Origin of the sequence: Streptomyces sp. B21-083 (assembly GCF_036898825.1) — a bacterium.
Classification (GTDB): Bacteria; Actinomycetota; Actinomycetes; order Streptomycetales; family Streptomycetaceae; genus Streptomyces.
This window is the reverse complement of sequence record NZ_JARUND010000001.1, coordinates 3,953,701-3,972,810: the sequence shown is the minus strand read 5'-3', so window position 1 is coordinate 3,972,810 and position 19,110 is coordinate 3,953,701. Positions and strand designations below refer to the sequence as shown.

Genomic DNA, 19,110 nt, shown 5'->3' with positions numbered 1-19,110 from the left:
CGGACGCCTGGCCACAACTCGCTGGTCTCGTGTCTGCTTACGCTGGGTGTATGGCGCTCATCATCCTCTGGGACATCGACCACACGCTCATCGACAACGCCGGTGTCAGCAAGGAGATTTACGCCGCTGCCTTCACAGCACTGGCGGGTGAGCCGCCGAAGTCCGCCGCTGTGACCGAAGGGCGTACGGACCATCTGATCATGCGTGAGATGTTCCTGCGGAACGGGTTTCCCGAGCCCGACTGGGCGGACACGGAGGAAGCCCTCGCCGGTGCCGGGCGGGAACGTCTTGGTGAACTGCGCGAGCGGGGCAGAGCTCTCCCCGGCGTACGCGAGGGGCTCAAGGAAGCGGCGGTTAGAGTGGAGTGGGTGTCGTCCGTCCTCACGGGCAATATCGCCGCGAACGCGCAGGTGAAACTGTCCGCGTTCGACCTGGACACGCTGGTCGATCTGAAGGTCGGCGCTTATGGCGCGGACTCCGTCGAACGGTCGGAGCTGGTCGATGTCGCTCGTCGGCGCGTTCGAGACCACCGCACCCTGCCGGACAACACACCTGTCGTCCTCGTCGGAGACACTCCGCGAGACGTCGAGGCAGCGCTCGCTTCCGGCGCGCACGTCATCGCCGTTGCCACGGGCGTCCACGGGAAACCTGAACTGAAAGCGGCCGGCGCCGACCTCGTCCTTCCCGACCTGACGGACACCATCGGTCTGCTCGGCCTTCTGGAGGACCTCGCCTGCGGCTGAAACGTCCCAGGGACGTCCTGCGTTCGTCCGCGTACGCGGTGACGCGGTCCTGGACGGGTCCATCACCATCAGAGCTCCCATCAGGCAACTGCCCGCAGGAGGTCGACGTGATCGGCGAAGTGACCGGCATCCGCAGGATCCGGATGCTCTATCTGCAACTGCTGTACCGCTGCAACTTCGAGTGCCTGCACTGTTTCCACGGCGAAAGGCTGAAGCACGCCGACGCGTTCACACTGGACGAGGCGATCAGCCTCATGGTTCTCATGCGTGACGAATACGGTACCGAGGCCGTCACCCTGCTCGGCGGCGAGCCGTTCGTCTACAAGCACCTCGCCGAGGTCGTCCGGTACGCCAAGCGAGAACTGCGCCAGCAGGTCGAGATCTGCACCAACGGCTACCGGATCGAGCGGCGGCTGACGGAGATCGCCCCGTACGTGGACCTGCTGCGAGTCTCGTTGGAGGGCATCGGCTCGACCAACGACCACATCCGCAAAGTGGGCAGCTATCAAAGCGCGCTCAGCGCCCTGGAACTCGCCCGGACACTCGACGTCCGCACGGGCGCGACCATGACGGTCACCTCCCGGAATATCGCCGAGGTGCTGCCCCTGGCCCGCACCCTGCAGGGTTTCGGCGTCGAGCAGCTCAAGCTCCACTGCCTGCGACCGGTCGGCAACGCTGCCGACCACCCCGAACTCCTGGTCACGGATACGGGCGCTTACGCCCGCCTACGGGAGCATTTGCAGTCGGCCGAACTGGCCATCGACGTGATCGTCGACGAGGACCTCTCCAAGCACGGTGCTCCAGAAGTCTGCGCCCCTGTAGACGGACCGACGGAGATCGAGCGCATCGAGGCCGACCCTCGCGGGGCGCTCACCATGTCCTGCAAGGCCGTTGGCAAGGACTCCCACGCCTTCTGGTACGACAAGCGCGCCGACCGAATCCTCCACCAGCCGTCGTCCACCGACGAGCTCACGCTCGCCGTCCCGGACGTGCTGTACGCCCATGTCTGAAGGCCCGCTCTTCGAGAGCCTGGAAGGGCTGCGTGGCACCGGGAAGTCGACGATCGCACCCTTGCTCGCACACGCACGAGGTGCCGTTGTCGTCCCTACGGTGCCGGTTTCCTTCCAGGCACTGCGACAACAGGTCGACAGGCGAACGAGCGCCGACGCGAGAATGTGCTTCTACCTCTCCGCGTTGTTCACCGCGACCGACGAGATCCAACGTCACCTCGACGCCGGGACATCCGTCGTCGTGGAGAGCTACTTCGCCCGGTGTCTGGCCAACCACCGCGCGCTAGGGGCCCGGCTCCACGTCACCTTGCCGGCCGATCTGCCGGAGCCGACCACGTACCAACTGACCTGCGCCGAGGACGAACGCCAACGCCGCCTCCTCGCACGGGACAAGCCGAACTCTCCCTGGGACCTGCTCAGCGAGGTGGTGCCCGACCGGATCAACGCGGCCTATGCCCAATTCCCGATGCGACCCATCGACACCACGGGCCTCGCACCGGAGCAGATCGTCACTGTCATCCTCACCACCGACAACGAAGGAGCTTGTGGTGGAAACACAGAGTCTGTGGGAGCACACCCTCACGTTCTTCCCGCAGTTCCTGGCCGCTCTGACGGAACGTGTTCCCGCTGAGTCCACTGTCGCGGTCATCGGGGCGAGCGACGGCAGGCTGGTGCTGCCCCTCGCCGCGGCCGGCTACCGCGTCCTCGCCTTCGAACGTGACCCACTCGCTTTGCATGGTGGAGAGGTCAGCCTTCCGGGGGACGTCTCCCCTCACGCGATGGGACTCATCGGCCGGCTCAAAATCGAAGGCCTCTATGACCAAGTGCAGATCGTGGAGGAGGACTTCCTGCAGACGCATGCCAATGACGCGAAGTGCGACGCCGTTTGGACAAGCTGCTCCTGGCACTACAGTGCCAACCATCATCGATCTCTCGCCGAGTTCGTCACGCGCATGCAGTCCTTGGTCCGGCCCGGCGGCCTGTTCGGGGCTGAATTCATGATGCCCATCGAGCCTCGCCAGGCCGGCATCGAGCACTACACCTCTCCGGAGAAACTCAGCTGCCACTTCAACGACCAGTGGCGCGTGCTACTGACGCTAAGCACAAACGAGTTCACGGAACGAGCCCACGCGGGCCAACTCCAGGACCACACCCACCGCATGGGCTTGTTCCTCGCTGCCCACGTGCCGACGTAACCATCGAACTGAAGGAAAACGGAGATCATGAAGCACGAGTACGAGGCCAAGTTCCTCGACATCGACGTCGACGCGCTCCAGGCCAAACTCACCGGCCTGGGCGCCACGCAGACCTTCCCCCGCACTCGCCTCACCCGGAAGATCTTCGAGAACGACGCCCTGGACGCCGGTCAGTGGATCCGGCTGCGCGACGAGGGCACGCGCTCCACGCTGACGCTCAAGCACGTCACCGACGCCACGCGTATCGACGGCACCACCGAGATCGAGACCGAAGTCGGCGACCTGCGGGCCATGGCCGAGATTCTGCGCGGCCTCGGCCTGCGAGAGGTCCGCTTCCAGGAGAACTACCGCGAGGAATGGCACCTGGGCGAGGTCGCCTTCGACTTCGACACCTGGCCGGAGCTGCCTACCTTCGTCGAGATCGAAGGACCCGACGAAGCATCGGTCCGGCAGGCAGCCGCACTGCTTGGCCTCGACTACACCGCTGCGCGCTTCGGCAGCGTCGACGAGATCTACAAGAGCGAATCCGGTCGCGACATTCTGGCCGAGCCCACGCTTCTCTTCGCCGACGCCGACAAGGCCGACGTCCCTGTGGCCGGGGGCCACACCAACTGAACGGAGGCAGCGCAGTGCTCAGGGGGCTTGCCCCGGTCGACGCACGCTCCTAGTCCTCGTCCGGGGGACTGTCCGCGACGAAGGAACCCTGCCCTACTTCCAGTCGTAGCCACCCCTCGGTACGCAGTGCCACTACGGCTTTCTGCGTTGTCGCCTGAGCTACGCCGTACTCAGCGGCCAGCGCCACCGTGCCGGGGAAACGCTCACCGGACGCCCACTCGCCGGCACCCAATCGGCGACGTAGGTCATCGGCGATCTGGGGCCAGAGATTCCGGGAACGATCAAGCTCAGCCATACGGCCAGCGTGCGCGGTATCGCGTTGATCTGCTACCGCGATACCGCGTAAGCGCGTAAGCTCGAAAAAAGCAGACCCCCGCACCGCTGTCACGGCCGGGGGCGTGGCCCACCAACTGTTGGGAGTTGATGAACATGGCCGAGCGTAGCGCTGCCGCGTTGCACTGGCTTGTGGTGGCCCTGGTTCTCTGGGGCAGTACCCGTCTGTTCCCGCCGACCGGTACCCGCCGGAAGGTGTCGACGGCATGGCGAACCGTCGTGACCGGTAAGAATGTGAATGATCATGCGTACCCGGTGGTGCGAGTGCCTGCTCAGCGCAGGTCGCCGTACAGCACCGATTGCGCACCCCTGGACGGTTCCGCGTCCCGACTGTCACGGCCCTACCTGCCCGCCTGCGTCGACGTGGCGCCCACGATGCCCCTGAGCCCGCGTACGGCGCGGGAGAGGGCGGCGCAATTCGGCAGGCGTACAGCCCTTGTCCTGGCCGCAGACTTCGGGCTCGACCTCGACGCCCGCAACATTCACGCTGTGCTGGACGGGGTGAGGGTCCGATGACAGGCGCGCGGGTCGGCGGATCCGTGCGGCCGGCCGAAGACGCCATGCTGCGCGCCTACCGGCTGTGGCACGAGCACACCCGCAGGTGCGCCGACGGCTGCAAGGACGTACGCAAGGCGCTGGACGGCTGCGAGAGCGGCCGGGAACTGTGGGCGGCCTACCGGCGTGCCTGCACCGGGGGGCCGCGATGACGACACCGAGCGCGGGCCGGTGCGGGAGAGTGCGCGCCTCCCTGTTCTACGGCGCCCCGATGCTCAGCGAGACCGGCGCGTGCGTCCTCTCCACGGGGCACAAGGGCGATCACAAGGACCCGCACGGCGGCACGTGGGGCGTGATCCCGCTCTACCTCCTGACCAACACCAGCGACGGGGCGGGGTGAATGAACAACGCCCTGGATCCGGCGTGGACGCCTGAACCTCCGTATGTTTCGGGGCGCTGCGCGATCGGCACCCATGACCGGTGCCGGGACGCGGAGCCCCGCGAGAGCGGCACTCCAGGTGTGCGCTACCTGGTGTGCGCGTGCTGCTGCCACCGACTCTCCCTGGCCCTGGTGACGGGGACCCGATCATGACCGACACCCCTGCAGGGAAAGCGACTCGGTACCGAGTCTGCTGGGAGATCACCCCGAGGTGAGGGTCTCCGCATGCGCCCGCCCTTACGACCCGGTCGTCCCGTAGGAGCCGGTAATCGGGCCGAGGCGGGTGGACGGGTGGGAAAAATGACCCGGGCTGGAAACGCGCTGAAGGTGAGCTTTGCTCAGTTGTGATCGGTATGGGGGACTGCGAGCCCGGGGCGTTGGTGTTTGGGTGGGTGTTGGACATTCTCGGTTGTGTCGTAACGGAGGTGTGAGCCATGCCCGGAGCCGCGTCGCGGCTGCAGAGCTTCGCCGAACAGTTGCTGGGGGTCCCGCTCCCGATGCGCATCCGCGCCTGGGACGGTTCGCAGGCCGGCCCGCCCGGCGCTCCCACACTGGTCGTCCGCAACCGCCGGGCCCTGCGCCGGCTGCTGTGGAAACCCGGCGAACTGGGTCTCGCCCGGGCCTGGGTCGCCGGTGACCTGGGCATCGAGGGGGATTTCTACGCGGCCCTCGATCTGCTGTCTGGGCTGGTCTGGGAGCGCGGGGAGGACGCCCGGAGCCTCACCGAGATCCTGCGCGATCCCGAGGCGCGGGCCGCGGTGCGTGGGCTCGTCGGGATGGCCGGGCTTCCTGTTCCTCCCTCTCCGCCCCGTGAAGAGGTGGCGCGGCGACGCCGGCACCTCCACACCAAGCGCACCGACAAGCGCGCCGTCAGCCACCACTACGACGTCGGCAACGACTTCTACGGACTCGTCCTGGGCCCGTCCATGGTGTACTCCTGCGCCTACTGGGAAGCCCCTGACCCAGTTGTCGGTGCCGGCACCCTCGAAGACGCCCAGCGCGACAAGCTCGAACTCATCTGCCGCAAGCTCGCCCTGACGCCCGGGCAACGGCTCCTCGACGTCGGCTGCGGCTGGGGCTCCCTCGCCGTCCATGCCGCCCGCGAGCACGGCGTCCACGTCGTCGGGGTCACCCTCTCGCAGGAACAGGCCGCGTACGCCCGTAAGCGCGTCGCGGACGAGGGGCTCACGGACCGGGTCGAGATCCGGGTGCAGGACTACCGGGACGTCACCGACGGGCCCTTCGACGCCGTCTCGTCCGTGGGGATGGCCGAGCATGTGGGCAGCGACCAGTATCTGACGTACGCGCGCGATCTGTACGCCCTGCTCAAGCCGGGCGGACGGCTGCTCAACCACCAGATCGCCCGTCGGCCGCAGTCGGACGAGGGCGCGTACAGCCTCGACGGGTTCATCGACGCGTATGTCTTTCCGGACGGCGAACTCGCGCCCGTCGGCACCACCGTCACCCAGCTCGAACGGGCCGGGTTCGAGGTGCGTGACGTCGAGTCGATCCGGGAGCACTACGCGCTGACCCTGCGTCGGTGGGTCGCCAATCTGGAGGCCGACTGGGAGCGGGCCCAGCGGCTCGCCGGTCCGGGGCGGGCCCGCGTCTGGCGGCTGTACATGGCCGCCTCCGCCCTCGCCTTCGAACACAACCGCCTCGGCGTCAACCAGGTCCTCGCCGTGCGGGCCGCCGAGTCCGGTACCTCCGGGATGCCCCTGCGGGCCCGTTCCTGGAACTGAGGCCGAGGAGACGGCAGTTGGGCCCCCCTCGGGGTGAGGGGGGACCAACTGACGTACCTCCTGAGGCTGTTGCTACTCGGACTTGATCGCCGTCAGCATGTTCAGGCCGGCCGCGCGGCGGGCCGGCCACAGGGCCGCGAGGACGCCCACCGTGGCGGCGAGGAGCAGGAAGAGCGCCATCCTGGCCCAGGGCAGGACGAGTTCGTACGTCGGCAGGCTCGTGCCCACCAGTTCGCCGGCCGCCCAGCCGAAGAACACGCCGAGCCCGATGCCCAGAACGCCGCCGAAGAGGGAGATCACCAGGGACTCCAGGCGGACCATCCGCTTGATGCCCTTGCGGTCGAGGCCGATCGCGCGGAGCATGCCGATCTCCTGGGAGCGTTCGAACACCGACATGGCCAGGGTGTTGATGACCCCGAGGACAGCGACCAGGATCGCCATCGCCAGCAGGCCGTAGAGCATGTTCAGCATCAGCGTGACATCCTTCGCGGTCTCGTTGGAGATGTCCTTCTTGTCCTGGATCTTGATGGCCGGGTTGGAGCCCAGGGCCTTCTCCAGCCTGTCCTTGGTCGCGCTCGTCGCGCCGTCCGACATCTTCACCATGACCTGCCGGTCGGACAGGTCGGACGCGTTCGTCTGGTGCGCGTCCAGCAGCGAGTTGTCGAGCAGGACGCCGCTCAGCAGCTCGTTGCCCTCGTACACGGCCGCCACCGTCAGCCGCTGCTTCTGGCCGTCTTCGTACGAGACCGTGAAGGTCGAACCCACCTTCCAGTGACGGTACTTGGCCGTGTCGTCGTCCACGACCACCTGGGTGGGGCTGACCTTGAACGTGCCGTCGTGGAGCGTCAGTTTCGTCAGCTCGCCGATCGCGCCGCCGGTGACGCCGGTCACGGACTCCGTCGTGCCTGCTATACCTACGGCGGCATAGCGTACGGAGCTGGCGGCGGTCACTTCGGACGTCTTCGCCAGCTTCGCGGCGACGTCGGGGGAGAGGTCGTTGCCGTTGGCCATCGAGATGACGTAGTCGGCCCTGACCGCGTCCGAGGCCATCTTGTCGATCGACTTCTGGACGCTGCCCGCCATCACCGTCATCCCGGTGATGAGGGTGAGCCCGATCATCAGCGCGGAGGCCGTGGCGGCCGTACGGCGGGGGTTGCGGACCGAGTTCTGGCGGGCCAGCTTCCCGGAGACGCCGAACAGGCGCATGAGCGGGGCGGCGGAGGCGATCATCGGGCGGGACAGGAGCGGGGTGAGGATGAAGACGCCGATGATGAGCAGGACCGCGCCGATGCCCATGGGGGCCTGGCCGTCCGAGCCGCTCATCGTCGTGGCCGCGAGGACCACGGCGACGCCCGCGCCCGAGAAGAGCGCGCCGAGCGTGTTGCGCAGCACCAGCGACTTGGTGGTCGCGGTCGCGTGGACGCTGCTCATGGCGGCGACCGGCGGGATCTTCGCGGCGCGGCGGCCGGGGAGCCAGGCCGCCAACATGGTGACCAGGATGCCGACCGCGAGGGCCGCGCCGACCGTGCCCGGGGTGACGATCAGCGGCCCGTCGGGCACGGTCGCGCCGAGCGTGCCAAGGAGGGCCTTCAGCCCCGCTCCGATCCCGATGCCCGTGACGAGCCCGGTCACCGCCGCCACCGCGCCGACCACGAACGCCTCGATCAGCACGGACCGCGTGATCTGCCGGCGTGAGGCACCGACCGCCCGCATCAGCGCCAGTTCCTTGGTGCGCTGGGCGACCAGCATGGTGAAGGTGTTGGCGATGATGAACGTACCGACGAAGAGCGAGATGCCCGCGAAGACCAGCAGGCCCTTCTTCATACCGCTCATCGACGCGGCGATGTTCCGTGCCTGGTCGTCGGCGAGCTGGGTGGCCGTCGTCGTCACGACGGCGCCTCGCGGCAACGCCTTGTCCAGGGCCGACTTGAGTGCGGCCTGACTCGTTCCGGCCGCCGCCTTGACGTCGATCTCGTCGTACGTGCCCGCTTTGCCGAACAGCCGCTGCGCGGTCGTCGTGTCGAACAGGGCGAGGCTGCCGCCGGCCGCGACGTTGCCGTCGTCCGTGGTGAAGATGCCGGAGACGGTGGGGGAGAGCACCGGGCCGTTCACCGAGAGGCGCACGGTGTCGCCGATCTTGTAGCCGGCCCGCTCGGCGGTCCTCGCGTCGAGGGCGACCTGGCCGGCGCCCTTCGGCGCGCTGCCGTCCTTCAGCGGGTACCGGGCGTCCTTGTCGCCCCAGTAGTTGCCACCCTGTGACTGGAATCCGCCGCCGATGAGCTGGCCGTCCTTGTCGGCGATGGCGGTGAAGCCGTTCACGACGCCGATGACCGAGCCTGCGCCCGGAACCTTCGCGGTCTTCTCCAGCAGGGCCTGCGTCAGCTCCGGGGTCTTGCCGATCTTGTCGCCCACGTCTTCCTGGTAGCCCGGCTCCACGGCGACGTCGACCTGGTCGAAGCCCTTGGCGGAGCTGTTCTGGAGGGCGTTGGAGAGCGTGTTGGTGAAGACCAGGGTCCCGGACACGAACGCGACGCCGAGCATCACGGCGAGCACGGTCATCAGAAGCCTGGCCTTGTGCGCGAGTACGTTGCGCAGGGCGGTACGGAACATGGGTGTCGTCTCAGTCCGTCGAGTCGAGGTCGTGATGAAAAGGGGTGCGGGGTACGGGAGTTGACCGGTCGTCAACTCCCGTACTGTGGCGGCGCGTCAGCTGGTGCGGACCGTCCTGGTGTCCAGCTGCTTCATGCGGTCCAGGACGCTGTCGGCCGTCGGGCCGTAGAGCTCGTCCACGATGCGTCCGTCCGCGAGGAAGACCACCCGGTCCGCGTACGCCGCCGCCACCGGGTCGTGGGTCACCATCACGACCGTCTGCCCCAGCTCCCGTACGGAGTTGCGCAGGAAGCCCAGTACCTCGGCGCCCGCGCGGGAGTCGAGGTTTCCGGTCGGTTCGTCGCCGAAGATGATGTCGGGGCGGGAGGCCAGTGCCCGGGCCACGGCGACGCGCTGCTGCTGGCCGCCGGAGAGCTGGGACGGACGGTGCCGGAGACGGTCGGCCAGGCCGATCATCGAGATCACCGAATCCAGCCACTCCTTGTCGGGCTTCCGGCCGGCGATGTCCATCGGGAGGGTGATGTTCTCCAGGGCGGTCAGCGTCGGCAGCAGGTTGAACGCCTGGAAGATGAAGCCGATCTTGTCCCGGCGGAGCTTGGTGAGCTGCTTGTCCTTGAGCGAGCCCAGCTCGGTGTCGCCGATGCGCACGGAGCCGGACGAGAACGAGTCCAGGCCCGCGACACAGTGCATCAGCGTGGACTTGCCGGAACCGGACGGGCCCATGATCGCGGTGAACTCGGCCTGCCGGAAGTCGACGGAGACCTGGTCGAGGGCGACGACCTGCGTCTCTCCCTGTCCGTAGACCTTGGACAGTTCCGTGGCGCGGGCGGCCACCGTGGTGGCGGTCCGGTCGGCGAGGGGAGTTGTGGTCACGGGTGGGGCTCCTGTCGGGACGGCGGCGCGAAGTCTGAGGCTCGTGAACCATCGTCGCGGCGGAAGGCCGCCGTGTAGTCAGCCGCTGTTCCGGTTCCGAAGGCAGACTCCGGACGGACCCGACGGGTCCGTGTCATACCTGGGGATGACGGTCGTCCCCTAGGTCCCGCCCGGACGGGTTATGACAAGAACAGGTGGAGCCCCCTTGTTCGAACGGTGAAATTCCGTCATTCCGCATGTGTGCCGAGCCGCCTCGCGAAAGGCTGGTGGCAAGTGCGGATGGCCAGTTCCAGGTGCTGATGCACCCTCAGAAGTCAATAAAATAAGACAACATCGGGGCCCTCACCCTCAGCACGGGTGGGGCGCCCCGATAGGCTCGGAACCTCGATGCGGAGCCCAGGGCCTGCCCGGATGGTGGAATGCAGACACGGCGAGCTTAAACCTCGCTGCCCCTTCGCGGGCGTGCCGGTTCAAGTCCGGCTCCGGGCACTTTCGACAGCCGTTTGCCGGATTTGTCGGTGCTGCCTTCATTGAGGTCTTCGTCGCGGAACCGTTGACAGCGGCCGCGTGCGGTCAGACACTCATCACAGTCAACTCGTGAAGGAAATTTCACTACACGAACATTGCTCGCTCTGCGAACATCACTGCGCGAACATCCTGAACGGATGTGTGAAGGGAAACGACCGATGCGTACCACCGTCGGCATCATCGGAGCCGGCCCCGCCGGGCTCCTGCTCGCCCGGCTGCTTCACAACGCCGGTATCGACTCGGTCGTCCTGGAGAGCCGCGACCGGGAGTACGTGGAGCGGCGGCAGCGGGCCGGGATCCTGGAGCAGGGGACCGTCGACGTGCTGCGCGAGGCCGGCGCCGGCGCGCGCATGGACCGGGAGGGGCTGCGCCACGACGGCATCGAGCTGCGCTTCGACAGGAAGCGTCACCGCGTGGACTTCCCCGCCCTCACCGGCGGCCGGTCCGTGATGGTGTACGCGCAGACCGAGGTCTGCAAGGACCTCATCGCCCTCCAGCTGGCGGACGGCGGCCCGCTCCTCTTCGAGGCGGAGGCGCTCGCCGTCGAGGACGCCGACAGTGACGGTCCGCGGGTGCGGTTCCGGCGCGAGGGGCGCGAGGACGTACTGGAGTGCGAGTACGTCGTCGGCTGTGACGGTTTCTGGGGGGTGGCCCGTACGGCGATCCCCGCCGAACTCACCCAGGTCTTCGAACGGACGTACCCCTTCGGCTGGCTCGGCATCCTCGCCGACGTACCGCCCTCGCACGACGAGCTGGTCTACGCCCGCCACGACCGCGGCTTCGCCCTTCTGTCCATGCGGTCCCCGTCCGTCTCCCGCCTCTACCTCCAGGTGCCGGACGGCACCGACGCCGAGGAGTGGGGCGACGAGGAGATCTGGGACGAGCTGGAGCGCCGCTTCGAGACCGCCGACGGCTGGAAGCTCGACCGGGGGCCCATCACCCAGAAGTCCGTGACACCGATGCGGAGTTACGTCCATGAGCCGATGCGCCACGGACGCCTGTTCCTGGCCGGGGACGCAGCGCACATCGTGCCGCCCACCGGTGCCAAGGGGCTCAACCTCGCCGTCGGTGACGTCGTGACCTTCGCGCGCGCACTGACGCACGAGAAGGAGACGGGGTCGGCGGAACTGCTCGACGCCTACTCCGAGACCTGTCTGCGCCGCGTCTGGCAGGCCGAGCGGTTCTCGTACGACATGACGACCCTCCTGCACCGGACCCCGGACGCCACCCCCTTCGAGGACCGGCTCCAGCTGGCCCGGCTGGAACGCATCGCCGGCGCCCCCTCGGCGGAGACCGACCTCGCCGAGGGGTACACGGGTTTCCCACTCGACTGACGGGACAGACGACGGAGATCGACGGAGACCAATGGGTCACGAGATCACGAGATCAGGGGCCGGTCTCGGCTCTGTACCGGGTTGGTCATGGTCCAGGGGCTCCGTGGCCGGGAATCAAGGGGGCGCGTAGCGTGTTCGCGACAGGACGAGGGAAAGATCCTCCCCAAGCACTAGGGTCAATCCTTTGCCCACCTATTACTCTTGAGCCCAAGACCACGCAGTGTGGCCATGGAGGAGTGCAATGAGGAGCAGCAACCCGGTCTTCTCGCGACGGGGGTTCAGCCGCGACAACGGCTACGCGGGCTTCAACACCGCGCCGCAGGCCGGGGGCGCAGCTGTCGGTACGCAGCCGGGCAACCCGTATGCGGACCCGCACGCCCAGCAGGGCGGCAACCCGTACGCGACCAACCCCTATGCCCAGCAGGGCCTTCAGCACGGCGCACCGCCGCAGGCCCCGGTCTCCACCGGCCGGATGACGATGGACGACGTCGTCATGCGGACGGCCACCACGCTCGGTGTGCTCGTCGTCACGGCGGCGCTCGCCTGGGCGCTGCTGCCCGTGGACGACGCGAACATCAGCAGGTCCTACGGCATCGCCATCGGCGCCGGTCTCGTCGCGATGGTGCTGGGCCTCGTCCAGTCCTTCAAGCGCAAGGCCTCGCCCGCGCTGATCGTGACGTACGCGGCGCTGGAGGGTGTCTTCCTCGGCGTCGTCTCCAGCGTCGTCGACAACCGCATCGCGAGCGGTGCGGCCATGCAGGCCGTGATCGGCACGCTGGCGGTCTTCACCGCCGTACTCGTGGCGTACAAGGCGGGCTGGATCCGCGTCAACCGCCGCTTCTACGGCTTCGTGATGGCGGCGGCGCTCGGCTTCGTGCTGCTGATGGCCGTGAACCTGCTGTTCGCGGTGTTCGGCGGCGGTGACGGCCTCGGCTTCCGCAGCGGCGGCCTCGGCATCATGTTCGGCATCATCGGCATCCTGCTCGGCGCGTGCTTCCTCGCCCTCGACTTCAAGCAGGTCGAGGACGGCATCGCCTACGGCGCGCCGCGCGAGGAGGCCTGGCTCGCCGCCTTCGGCCTCACGATGACGCTGGTCTGGATCTACCTGGAGTTCCTGCGGCTGATCGCCATCCTGCAGGGCAACGACTAGTAGTAGCCGGTACGTAGGCGGTAGAGCGGTAGAAGGGCCCCGGGATCACTCCCGGGGCCCTTCGTCGTGGTGTCGGTGCGCGCCTCGGTCTCTCAGAGGGGCGTGCCCTCAGAGAAACTTGCGCGCGGCCCTCCTCAGGTCGTACTCGTGAATGAGGGCTTTGGCATGGCCGTACGCGAGATTGTGCTCGTGCCGGAGCCAGCTGACCTTCTCCTCGAAGCAGAAGAGGGAGGGGCCTTCGTCTACGGTGCGCAACCAGTCGGAGATCTCACGACCGGTGCATTGGGGGATGCGGGCGAGCATGTTGCGGTGGGTCTCCTCGGAGAGGACGTGGGACATCGGCGCCTCCGGACGCAAAGGGGATGTAAGCCGGTCCTTCACGCCACGGTGCCTGAGGGTTGGGTTGTTGGCAACAGTCCGGTTGCGACGCGTAGTCTCGCGGCGTGCTGGATACCTCGCCTTTGACGCTCGCAGTGGATCACTTTGCCGACCGGTTGCGGGCAGCGCCGCAGAGTCGGTTGCAAAGAGGGGCCGCGACGGAGGCACTGGGCCTGGCCAGGGAGTTGGCACGGCGTGCGCAGCTTCTGGAGTCACCGGCGGACGAACCCCGGGTGATGCCCGACGCGGGGATGTTCGCCGCGGCGGACCAGGTGACGGTGGCCGCGCACGATCTGGCGCTGGTGCTGCGCGGTGAGGGGGAGTTGGCCTCGGCGCTCGCTCTGGTCGCGGAGGCTCAGCAGCGGGCCGGGGTGTAGGCGCGGCAGCGGGTTCGGTCCCGGCTGAGAGCTCGTCGTCAGCCGGAAGAAGGGCGCCTGAGCGGGCGCCTCACAGCGAGGCTATGACCCTGTCGGCCAGCACGTACACCGTTTCCTCGCCGCACTCGAAGGTCAGGGCGTAGGCGCCCGAGATGCCCGAGCCACCGAGGAGGACCGGGGCCGCGCCGGAGCGCAGGGCCGCGGAGAGGCGTTCGGCGGTTTCGCGGTGGCCCGGGGTCATACACAGGGTCGTGCCGTCGGTGAAGACGTACACGTCGAGGGTGCCCAGCGGGCCGGGGCGGACGTCGGACAGCGCGGTGCGGGAGTCGGCGAGGTCTTCGAGGCAGGCGACCGTGCGCTCGTGGTCGTTCACGACGGGCGACTGGGCCGGTACGAAGTCGGGGTGCGAGGGGTGCCGGCGACGGGCGGCGGCCAGTTCGGCGGACTCCCCGGCGAACTCGTCGGTGTCCGTGCTGGGCTCGGTCACCGGCTCCAGGGACTCCAGACCCGCGAAGTCCGCCGGGCGCGGCAGGAACAGCTCACTGTCGGGGAGGCCGAGCAGGGAGGGCGCGTCGGAGGAGTCACGGGCCTCCTGGGCGGCCCAGAAGGCACGCGCCTCGGCGAGCTCCCGCTCCCGCTCCTCGGCGAGCGCCTCGGCCACGGCGGCGCGTATCCGGTCGGTGTCACCGGCGGTGCGCGCCTGCGGTACGAGACCGTGCGCTCCGACGGCGAGACTCTGGGCGGCCAGTTCGGCGTGCAGGGCCGCGATCTGGCGACGCAGCCCCAGCAGGGTGCGCAGAACGGCGACGCCCACAGCCGTGGTGATGGTGGCTGTGGCGAGCAGCAGAGCAAGAGGCGTAGCGCTCACTGACGTACTCCCGGTTCAAAGTCGACCCCCGACTTCCTACATCAGCTTGAAGGATGGACTAACCACCTGTCAGTGCGTAACGTCACGAACCGGACAGGACTTTGGGCCCGGGGTTTGGTATCGAACCTGCCTTGACCTGCGCAAATACCTCGCCGGAGCGAGATAGGTCACATCCTGGGGGAGATTGGATCACAAATCGGCCCAGAACCCCGGTGGTTACAGGGTTCCGGGCCGCGTTCTCACTCAGTGCGTCCAGCCGATCACCGAAACGATTCCGCCAGTTGGGGATCGCGGGGGTCTCGGTCGGTCTCGGGGGCCGGGTCTAGCTCAGGCGCTCGATGACCATCGCCATGCCCTGGCCGCCGCCGACGCACATCGTCTCCAGGCCGAACTGCTTGTCGTGGAACTGGAGGGAGTTGATGAGCGTGCCGGTGATCCGGGCGCCCGTCATGCCGAAGGGGTGACCGACGGCGATGGCGCCGCCGTTCACGTTCACCTTCTCCAGCGGGATGCCCAGGTCGCGGTAGGAGGGGATCACCTGGGCGGCGAACGCCTCGTTGATCTCGGCAAGGTCGATGTCGTCGACGGTGAGGCCGGCCCGGCGCAGCGCCTGGCGGCTCGCCTCGACCGGGCCGAGGCCCATGATCTCGGGGGAGAGGCCGGAGACACCGGTCGACACGATGCGGGCCAGCGGGGTCAGACCCAGCTCGGCGGCCTTCGTGTCGCTCATGATCACGACGGCCGCGGCGCCGTCGTTCAGCGGGCAGCAGTTGCCGGCCGTGACCAGGCCGTCGGGACGGAACACCGGCTTGAGTCCCTGGGTGCCCTCCAGCGTCACGCCCGCACGCGGACCGTCGTCCTTGCTGACGACCGTGCCGTCGGGCAGCGTCACCGGGGTGATCTCGCGCTCCCAGAAGCCGTTCTTGATGGCTTCCTCGGCGAGGTTCTGCGAACGGACGCCGAACTCGTCCATGTCCTGACGGGTCACGCCCTTCACGCGGGCGAGGTTCTCGGCGGTCTGGCCCATCGAGATGTAGGCGTCCGGCACGAGGCCGTCCTCGCGCGGGTCGTGCCAGGAGGTGCCCTCCTGCTCGGCGACGGCGGCGGTACGCGCCTCGGCCTCCGCGAAGAGCGGGTTGCGCGTGTCGGGCAGCGAGTCCGAGTTGCCCTTCGTGAACCGGGAGACCATCTCGACACCGGCCGAGATGAAGACGTCGCCCTCGCCCGCCTTGATGGCGTGCAGTGCCATCCGGGACGTCTGGAGGGACGAGGAACAGTAACGGGTGACCGTGCAGCCCGGCAGGTGGTCCATGCCCATCTGTACGGCGACGATCCGCCCGAGGTTGTTGCCCTGCTCGCCGCCGGGCAGACCGCAGCCGAGCATCAGGTCCTCGATGTCCCGCGGGTCCAGCTCGGGGATCTTGGCCAGTGCGGCCTGGATGATCGTGGCGGTGAGGTCGTCGGCGCGCAGCTCCTTGAGGGAGCCCTTGAAGGCGCGTCCGATGGGGGAGCGGGCGGTCGAGACGATGACGGCTTCCGGCATGACGACTCCATTGGCGTTCGCGAGGGCGTTCTTACTTCTTGCGGGCGGACCTGCTTGGGAAGTTACCCGTACGTATGGCCCCGGTCACGGGTATCGCGGTGTGACTCGGGCCGCACTTGTCTAAGCGCTTGCTCAGAGGTGCGGCCCGGGTCTCCGGCCCGCCCGCGTCAGCCGCTCGACACGGCTCCCGGCGTGGTCGGCGAGGGCGCCGGGTCCGTCGCCGGGACGCGCCTGCGGCGCCTGCGCTTGAGGAGTGCCCAGGGGCCCCTGGGGCCGGTCGGCATCGCCGCCGCGACCTCCGTGCCCGCCTCCGACGCGGCCTCCGCCGCCGCCCGAGCCACCGGCAGGAAACCCTCGCGGCGGGAGACGTCCGGGCGCTCCTCGTCCGCCGGCCACAGGCCGAGCGCCGCGCACACCGTCGGGAGTACCGCCATCGCCGCCGTCGCGTAGCCCTCCGCCGACGGGTGGTAGTGGTCGGGGCCGAACAGTTCGCGCGGGTTGGCCTCGAACTCGGGGCCGAGCAGGTCGCCCAGCGACACCGTGCGACCCCCCTGCTCCACGACCCCGATCGTCTGTGCCGCCGCCAGTTGCCGGGACGCCCGCCGGGCCAGCCAGCGCAGCGGCTGCTGCACGTGTTCGACGGTGCCCAGGTCGGGACAGGTGCCCACGACCACCTCCGCACCCGCCGTACGCAGCCTGCGTACCGCCGAGGAGAGATGGCGGACGGAACGGGTGGGGGGCATCCGGTGCGTCACGTCGTTCGCGCCGACCATGATCACGCAGATGTCCGGGATCCGGTCGGACGCCGAGACGACTCGTCCCACCTGGCGGTCCAGGTCGTCGGACTGGGCGCCGGGCAGCGCCACGTTGCGCAGTTCCACCGGGCGTTCCGCGACCGCCGCCAGGCCCGACGCGAGCAGCGCGCCCGGGGTCAGCCGGGCCCGGTGGACGCCCTGGCCGGCCGCCGTGGAGTCGCCCAGCAGGACGAGTCTGAGTGGGGGTTCACCCGGGGTGGCGTACCCGCGTCCGTACAGGCCGTCCGCGCTCGGCGGGTGCGGACCGCGGCCATTGCCCACCTGGCGTTTCGCCATCCGCACCTCGGCCAGCACCAGCCCCACGGCCGCCACGCTCACCAGGCCGATCCCGCCACCGCCGTACGCCGCTCCGGCCGCGATCCGCCGGGCCACCCTTGCCCTGGACATGCTCGTCATACGTCGCCGCCACCTCCTCGTAGCCGTACACCCACTCCTTGCCCCGTACCGACCGCCCGCCAATCGTGACGTGAGGTGAATGCCGAGGTGGAGCCTTAGGCTGGCGGCACCAATGACAACCACATTTATGTGCGGCAACCGGAGACAACGGTGCAATTCCACGACTCGATGATCAGCCTCGTCGGCAACACCCCGCTGCTGAGGCTCAACAGTGTGACCGCGGGCATTCAGGCGACCGTCCTCGCGAAGGTCGAGTACTTCAACCCCGGCGGCTCCGTGAAGGACCGCATCGCCCTGCGCATGATCGAGGCGGCGGAGCAGAGCGGGGAGCTCAGGCCCGGCGGCACCATCGTCGAGCCGACCAGCGGAAACACCGGGGTCGGGCTGGCCATCGTGGCCCAGCAGAAGGGCTACAAGTGCATCTTCGTCTGCCCTGACAAGGTCTCCACCGACAAGATCAACGTGATGCGTGCGTACGGCGCGGACGTCGTGGTCTGCCCGACCGCCGTCGACCCCGAGCACCCGGACTCGTACTACAACGTCTCCGACCGGCTGGTGCGTGAGACGCCGGGCGCCTGGAAGCCCGACCAGTACTCCAACCCCCACAACCCCCTCTCGCACTATCACTCCACCGGCCCCGAGCTGTGGGAGCAGACCGAGGGGCGGATCACCCACTTCGTGGCGGGCGTCGGCACCGGCGGGACCATCTCCGGGACCGGGCGCTACCTGAAGGACGCCAGTGACGGGCGCGTCCAGGTCGTCGGGGCCGACCCGGAGGGGTCCGTGTACTCCGGGGGGTCCGGGCGGCCGTACCTGGTGGAGGGCGTGGGCGAGGACTTCTGGCCCACCGCCTACGACCGGACCGTCGCCGACGAGATCGTCGCCGTGTCCGACAAGGACTCCTTCCAGATGACCCGGCGGCTCGCCAAGGAGGAGGGCCTGCTGGTGGGCGGCTCCTGCGGGATGGCCGTCGTCGCCGCACTGCGGGTCGCCGAGCGGCTCGGGCCCGACGACGTGGTCGTCGTCCTGCTGCCCGACAGCGGGCGCGGGTACCTCAGCAAGATCTTCAACGACGAGTGGATGGCCGACTACGGCTTCCTGGAGGACACCGGGCCCTCCGCCCGCGTCGCCGACGTCCTCGACTACAAGGAGCACGGCCACATCCCCTCCCTCGTCCATATGCACCCGGACGAGACCGTGGGCCAGGCCATCGAGGTGCTGCGTGAGTACGGCGTCTCGCAGATGCCGATCGTGAAGCCCGGCGCCGGTCACCCGGACGTCATGGCGGCGGAGGTCGTCGGGTCGGTCGTCGAACGCGAGCTGCTCGACGCGCTGTTCACCCAGCGGGCCTCCCTCGACGACCCGCTGGAGAAGCACATGTCGGCGCCGCTGCCGCAGGTCGGCTCCGGCGAACCGGTCGGCGACCTGATGTCCGTACTGGGCGCCCACGACGCGGCGATCGTGCTGATCGAGGGCAAACCGACCGGTGTCGTCAGCCGGCAGGACCTGCTGGCCTTCCTGGCCAAGGGCGGCAACCAGTAGCGAACGTCCGGTGAACGGGGCGTGTCGGGACGGAACTTGCGGTGTCCGCCGCGATGTCCCGTTCCGATTCCTTTCCGACGGAGACTTCGTGGAAGTGGTACGAGGGCGTCACGTCCGCGCAGC

General features: G+C 68.6%; 19 protein-coding genes and 1 tRNA gene. 13 read left to right on the top strand and 7 right to left on the bottom strand.

Features of this window, described 5'->3' with window-relative positions:
• Positions 1-50: 50 nt before the first annotated feature.
• The 5 genes from QA861_RS17785 to QA861_RS17765 all read left to right on the top strand — a co-directional run bounded on the left by QA861_RS17785 (position 51) and on the right by QA861_RS17765 (position 3,564).
• Positions 51-743, top strand: coding sequence for an HAD family hydrolase (locus tag QA861_RS17785; protein ID WP_334589303.1), 693 nt, complete (start codon positions 51-53; stop codon positions 741-743).
• Between the two features lie 107 nt (positions 744-850).
• Entirely contained in the window at positions 851-1,753 is a 903-nt protein-coding gene (locus QA861_RS17780; RefSeq protein WP_334589302.1) for a radical SAM protein, read from the top strand.
• Positions 1,746-2,384, top strand: a complete 639-nt coding sequence (locus QA861_RS17775) for a P-loop nucleotide/nucleoside kinase family protein (protein WP_334589301.1) — start codon at positions 1,746-1,748, stop codon at positions 2,382-2,384. The genes QA861_RS17780 and QA861_RS17775 overlap by 8 nt, the downstream gene beginning before the upstream one ends.
• The gene (locus QA861_RS17770; RefSeq protein WP_334589300.1) at positions 2,302-2,949 is read left to right on the top strand and encodes a class I SAM-dependent methyltransferase; all 648 of its coding nucleotides are present in this window, start codon (positions 2,302-2,304) and stop codon (positions 2,947-2,949) included. Before QA861_RS17775 ends, QA861_RS17770 begins: the two co-directional genes overlap by 83 nt.
• Positions 2,950-2,976: 27 nt before the next feature.
• Positions 2,977-3,564 carry a class IV adenylate cyclase gene (locus tag QA861_RS17765; RefSeq protein ID WP_334589299.1) on the top strand — a complete coding sequence of 196 codons (588 nt, stop codon included), beginning with the start codon at positions 2,977-2,979 and terminating at the stop codon, positions 3,562-3,564.
• 49 nt (positions 3,565-3,613) lie between these two features.
• On the opposite strand, the gene QA861_RS17760 is transcribed toward QA861_RS17765, so the two are convergent.
• Positions 3,614-3,859: a GntR family transcriptional regulator gene (locus tag QA861_RS17760; RefSeq protein WP_334589298.1), complete on the bottom strand. Its 246-nt coding sequence runs from the start codon at positions 3,857-3,859 to the stop codon at positions 3,614-3,616.
• 550 nt (positions 3,860-4,409) lie between these two features.
• On the opposite strand from QA861_RS17760, the gene QA861_RS17755 reads away from it, so the two are divergent.
• The 3 genes from QA861_RS17755 (at position 4,410) to QA861_RS17745 (ending at position 6,573) form a co-directional block, all read left to right on the top strand.
• Positions 4,410-4,604 (top strand): hypothetical protein, encoded by a 195-nt coding sequence (locus QA861_RS17755; RefSeq protein ID WP_334589297.1) that lies wholly within the window; start codon positions 4,410-4,412, stop codon positions 4,602-4,604.
• Positions 4,601-4,792: a hypothetical protein gene (locus QA861_RS17750; protein WP_334589296.1), complete on the top strand. Its 192-nt coding sequence runs from the start codon at positions 4,601-4,603 to the stop codon at positions 4,790-4,792. The genes QA861_RS17755 and QA861_RS17750 overlap by 4 nt, the downstream gene beginning before the upstream one ends.
• A 473-nt stretch (positions 4,793-5,265) precedes the next feature.
• On the top strand, positions 5,266-6,573 hold the full coding sequence (locus QA861_RS17745) for a class I SAM-dependent methyltransferase (RefSeq protein ID WP_334589295.1): 1,308 nt from the start codon (positions 5,266-5,268) through the stop codon (positions 6,571-6,573).
• A 72-nt stretch (positions 6,574-6,645) separates the two neighbouring features.
• On the opposite strand, the gene QA861_RS17740 is transcribed toward QA861_RS17745, so the two are convergent.
• Together QA861_RS17740 and QA861_RS17735 are read right to left on the bottom strand one after the other, a co-directional pair.
• Positions 6,646-9,183, bottom strand: coding sequence for an ABC transporter permease (locus tag QA861_RS17740; protein ID WP_334589294.1), 2,538 nt, complete (start codon positions 9,181-9,183; stop codon positions 6,646-6,648).
• 96 nt (positions 9,184-9,279) lie between these two features.
• Positions 9,280-10,056: an ABC transporter ATP-binding protein gene (locus QA861_RS17735; RefSeq protein WP_334589293.1), complete on the bottom strand. Its 777-nt coding sequence runs from the start codon at positions 10,054-10,056 to the stop codon at positions 9,280-9,282.
• A gap of 405 nt (positions 10,057-10,461) precedes the next feature.
• On the opposite strand from QA861_RS17735, the gene QA861_RS17730 reads away from it, so the two are divergent.
• From QA861_RS17730 to QA861_RS17720, 3 genes are all read left to right on the top strand, one after another.
• Positions 10,462-10,545 (top strand) — tRNA-Leu (locus QA861_RS17730).
• Positions 10,546-10,742: 197 nt separating this feature from the next.
• Positions 10,743-11,918, top strand: coding sequence for a 4-hydroxybenzoate 3-monooxygenase (locus QA861_RS17725; RefSeq protein ID WP_334589292.1), 1,176 nt, complete (start codon positions 10,743-10,745; stop codon positions 11,916-11,918).
• A gap of 241 nt (positions 11,919-12,159) precedes the next feature.
• Positions 12,160-13,068, top strand: coding sequence for a Bax inhibitor-1/YccA family protein (locus QA861_RS17720; RefSeq protein WP_334589291.1), 909 nt, complete (start codon positions 12,160-12,162; stop codon positions 13,066-13,068).
• Positions 13,069-13,176: 108 nt separating this feature from the next.
• Here the strand turns inward: QA861_RS17720 and QA861_RS17715 are convergent, their stop codons facing one another.
• Positions 13,177-13,407, bottom strand: a complete 231-nt coding sequence (locus tag QA861_RS17715) for a DUF4287 domain-containing protein (RefSeq protein ID WP_006375250.1) — start codon at positions 13,405-13,407, stop codon at positions 13,177-13,179.
• 104 nt (positions 13,408-13,511) lie between these two features.
• Here QA861_RS17715 and QA861_RS17710 point away from each other — a divergent pair, with 104 nt between their 5' ends.
• On the top strand, positions 13,512-13,823 hold the full coding sequence (locus tag QA861_RS17710) for a hypothetical protein (RefSeq protein ID WP_334589290.1): 312 nt from the start codon (positions 13,512-13,514) through the stop codon (positions 13,821-13,823).
• 70 nt (positions 13,824-13,893) lie between these two features.
• Here QA861_RS17710 and QA861_RS17705 read toward each other — a convergent pair whose 3' ends face one another.
• From QA861_RS17705 to QA861_RS17695, 3 genes are all read right to left on the bottom strand, one after another.
• Complete coding sequence (locus tag QA861_RS17705; RefSeq protein WP_334589289.1) at positions 13,894-14,691, bottom strand: hypothetical protein; 798 nt, start codon at positions 14,689-14,691, stop codon at positions 13,894-13,896.
• Positions 14,692-15,013: 322 nt separating this feature from the next.
• Entirely contained in the window at positions 15,014-16,234 is a 1,221-nt protein-coding gene (locus QA861_RS17700; protein WP_334589288.1) for an acetyl-CoA C-acetyltransferase, read from the bottom strand.
• A 167-nt stretch (positions 16,235-16,401) separates the two neighbouring features.
• Entirely contained in the window at positions 16,402-17,445 is a 1,044-nt protein-coding gene (locus tag QA861_RS17695; RefSeq protein WP_334589287.1) for an SGNH/GDSL hydrolase family protein, read from the bottom strand.
• Between the two features lie 150 nt (positions 17,446-17,595).
• On the opposite strand from QA861_RS17695, the gene QA861_RS17690 reads away from it, so the two are divergent.
• Positions 17,596-18,987 (top strand): cystathionine beta-synthase, encoded by a 1,392-nt coding sequence (locus QA861_RS17690; RefSeq protein ID WP_334589286.1) that lies wholly within the window; start codon positions 17,596-17,598, stop codon positions 18,985-18,987.
• Positions 18,988-19,110: the final 123 nt, after the last annotated feature.

Bases quoted from the DNA above. Each gene is read 5' to 3' on its own strand.
- QA861_RS17785 (WP_334589303.1), top strand. From the start codon at position 51: ATGGCGCTCATCATCCTCTGGGACATCGACCACACGCTCATCGACAAC.
- QA861_RS17720 (WP_334589291.1), top strand. From the start codon at position 12,160: ATGAGGAGCAGCAACCCGGTCTTCTCGCGACGGGGGTTCAGCCGCGAC.
- QA861_RS17695 (WP_334589287.1), bottom strand. From the start codon at position 17,445: ATGACGAGCATGTCCAGGGCAAGGGTGGCCCGGCGGATCGCGGCCGGA.
- QA861_RS17775 (WP_334589301.1), top strand. From the start codon at position 1,746: ATGTCTGAAGGCCCGCTCTTCGAGAGCCTGGAAGGGCTGCGTGGCACC.
- QA861_RS17755 (WP_334589297.1), top strand. From the start codon at position 4,410: ATGACAGGCGCGCGGGTCGGCGGATCCGTGCGGCCGGCCGAAGACGCC.
- QA861_RS17760 (WP_334589298.1), bottom strand. From the start codon at position 3,859: ATGGCTGAGCTTGATCGTTCCCGGAATCTCTGGCCCCAGATCGCCGAT.
- QA861_RS17700 (WP_334589288.1), bottom strand. From the start codon at position 16,234: ATGCCGGAAGCCGTCATCGTCTCGACCGCCCGCTCCCCCATCGGACGC.
- QA861_RS17740 (WP_334589294.1), bottom strand. From the start codon at position 9,183: ATGTTCCGTACCGCCCTGCGCAACGTACTCGCGCACAAGGCCAGGCTT.
- QA861_RS17765 (WP_334589299.1), top strand. From the start codon at position 2,977: ATGAAGCACGAGTACGAGGCCAAGTTCCTCGACATCGACGTCGACGCG.
- QA861_RS17750 (WP_334589296.1), top strand. From the start codon at position 4,601: ATGACGACACCGAGCGCGGGCCGGTGCGGGAGAGTGCGCGCCTCCCTG.
- QA861_RS17725 (WP_334589292.1), top strand. From the start codon at position 10,743: ATGCGTACCACCGTCGGCATCATCGGAGCCGGCCCCGCCGGGCTCCTG.
- QA861_RS17745 (WP_334589295.1), top strand. From the start codon at position 5,266: ATGCCCGGAGCCGCGTCGCGGCTGCAGAGCTTCGCCGAACAGTTGCTG.
- QA861_RS17715 (WP_006375250.1), bottom strand. From the start codon at position 13,407: ATGTCCCACGTCCTCTCCGAGGAGACCCACCGCAACATGCTCGCCCGC.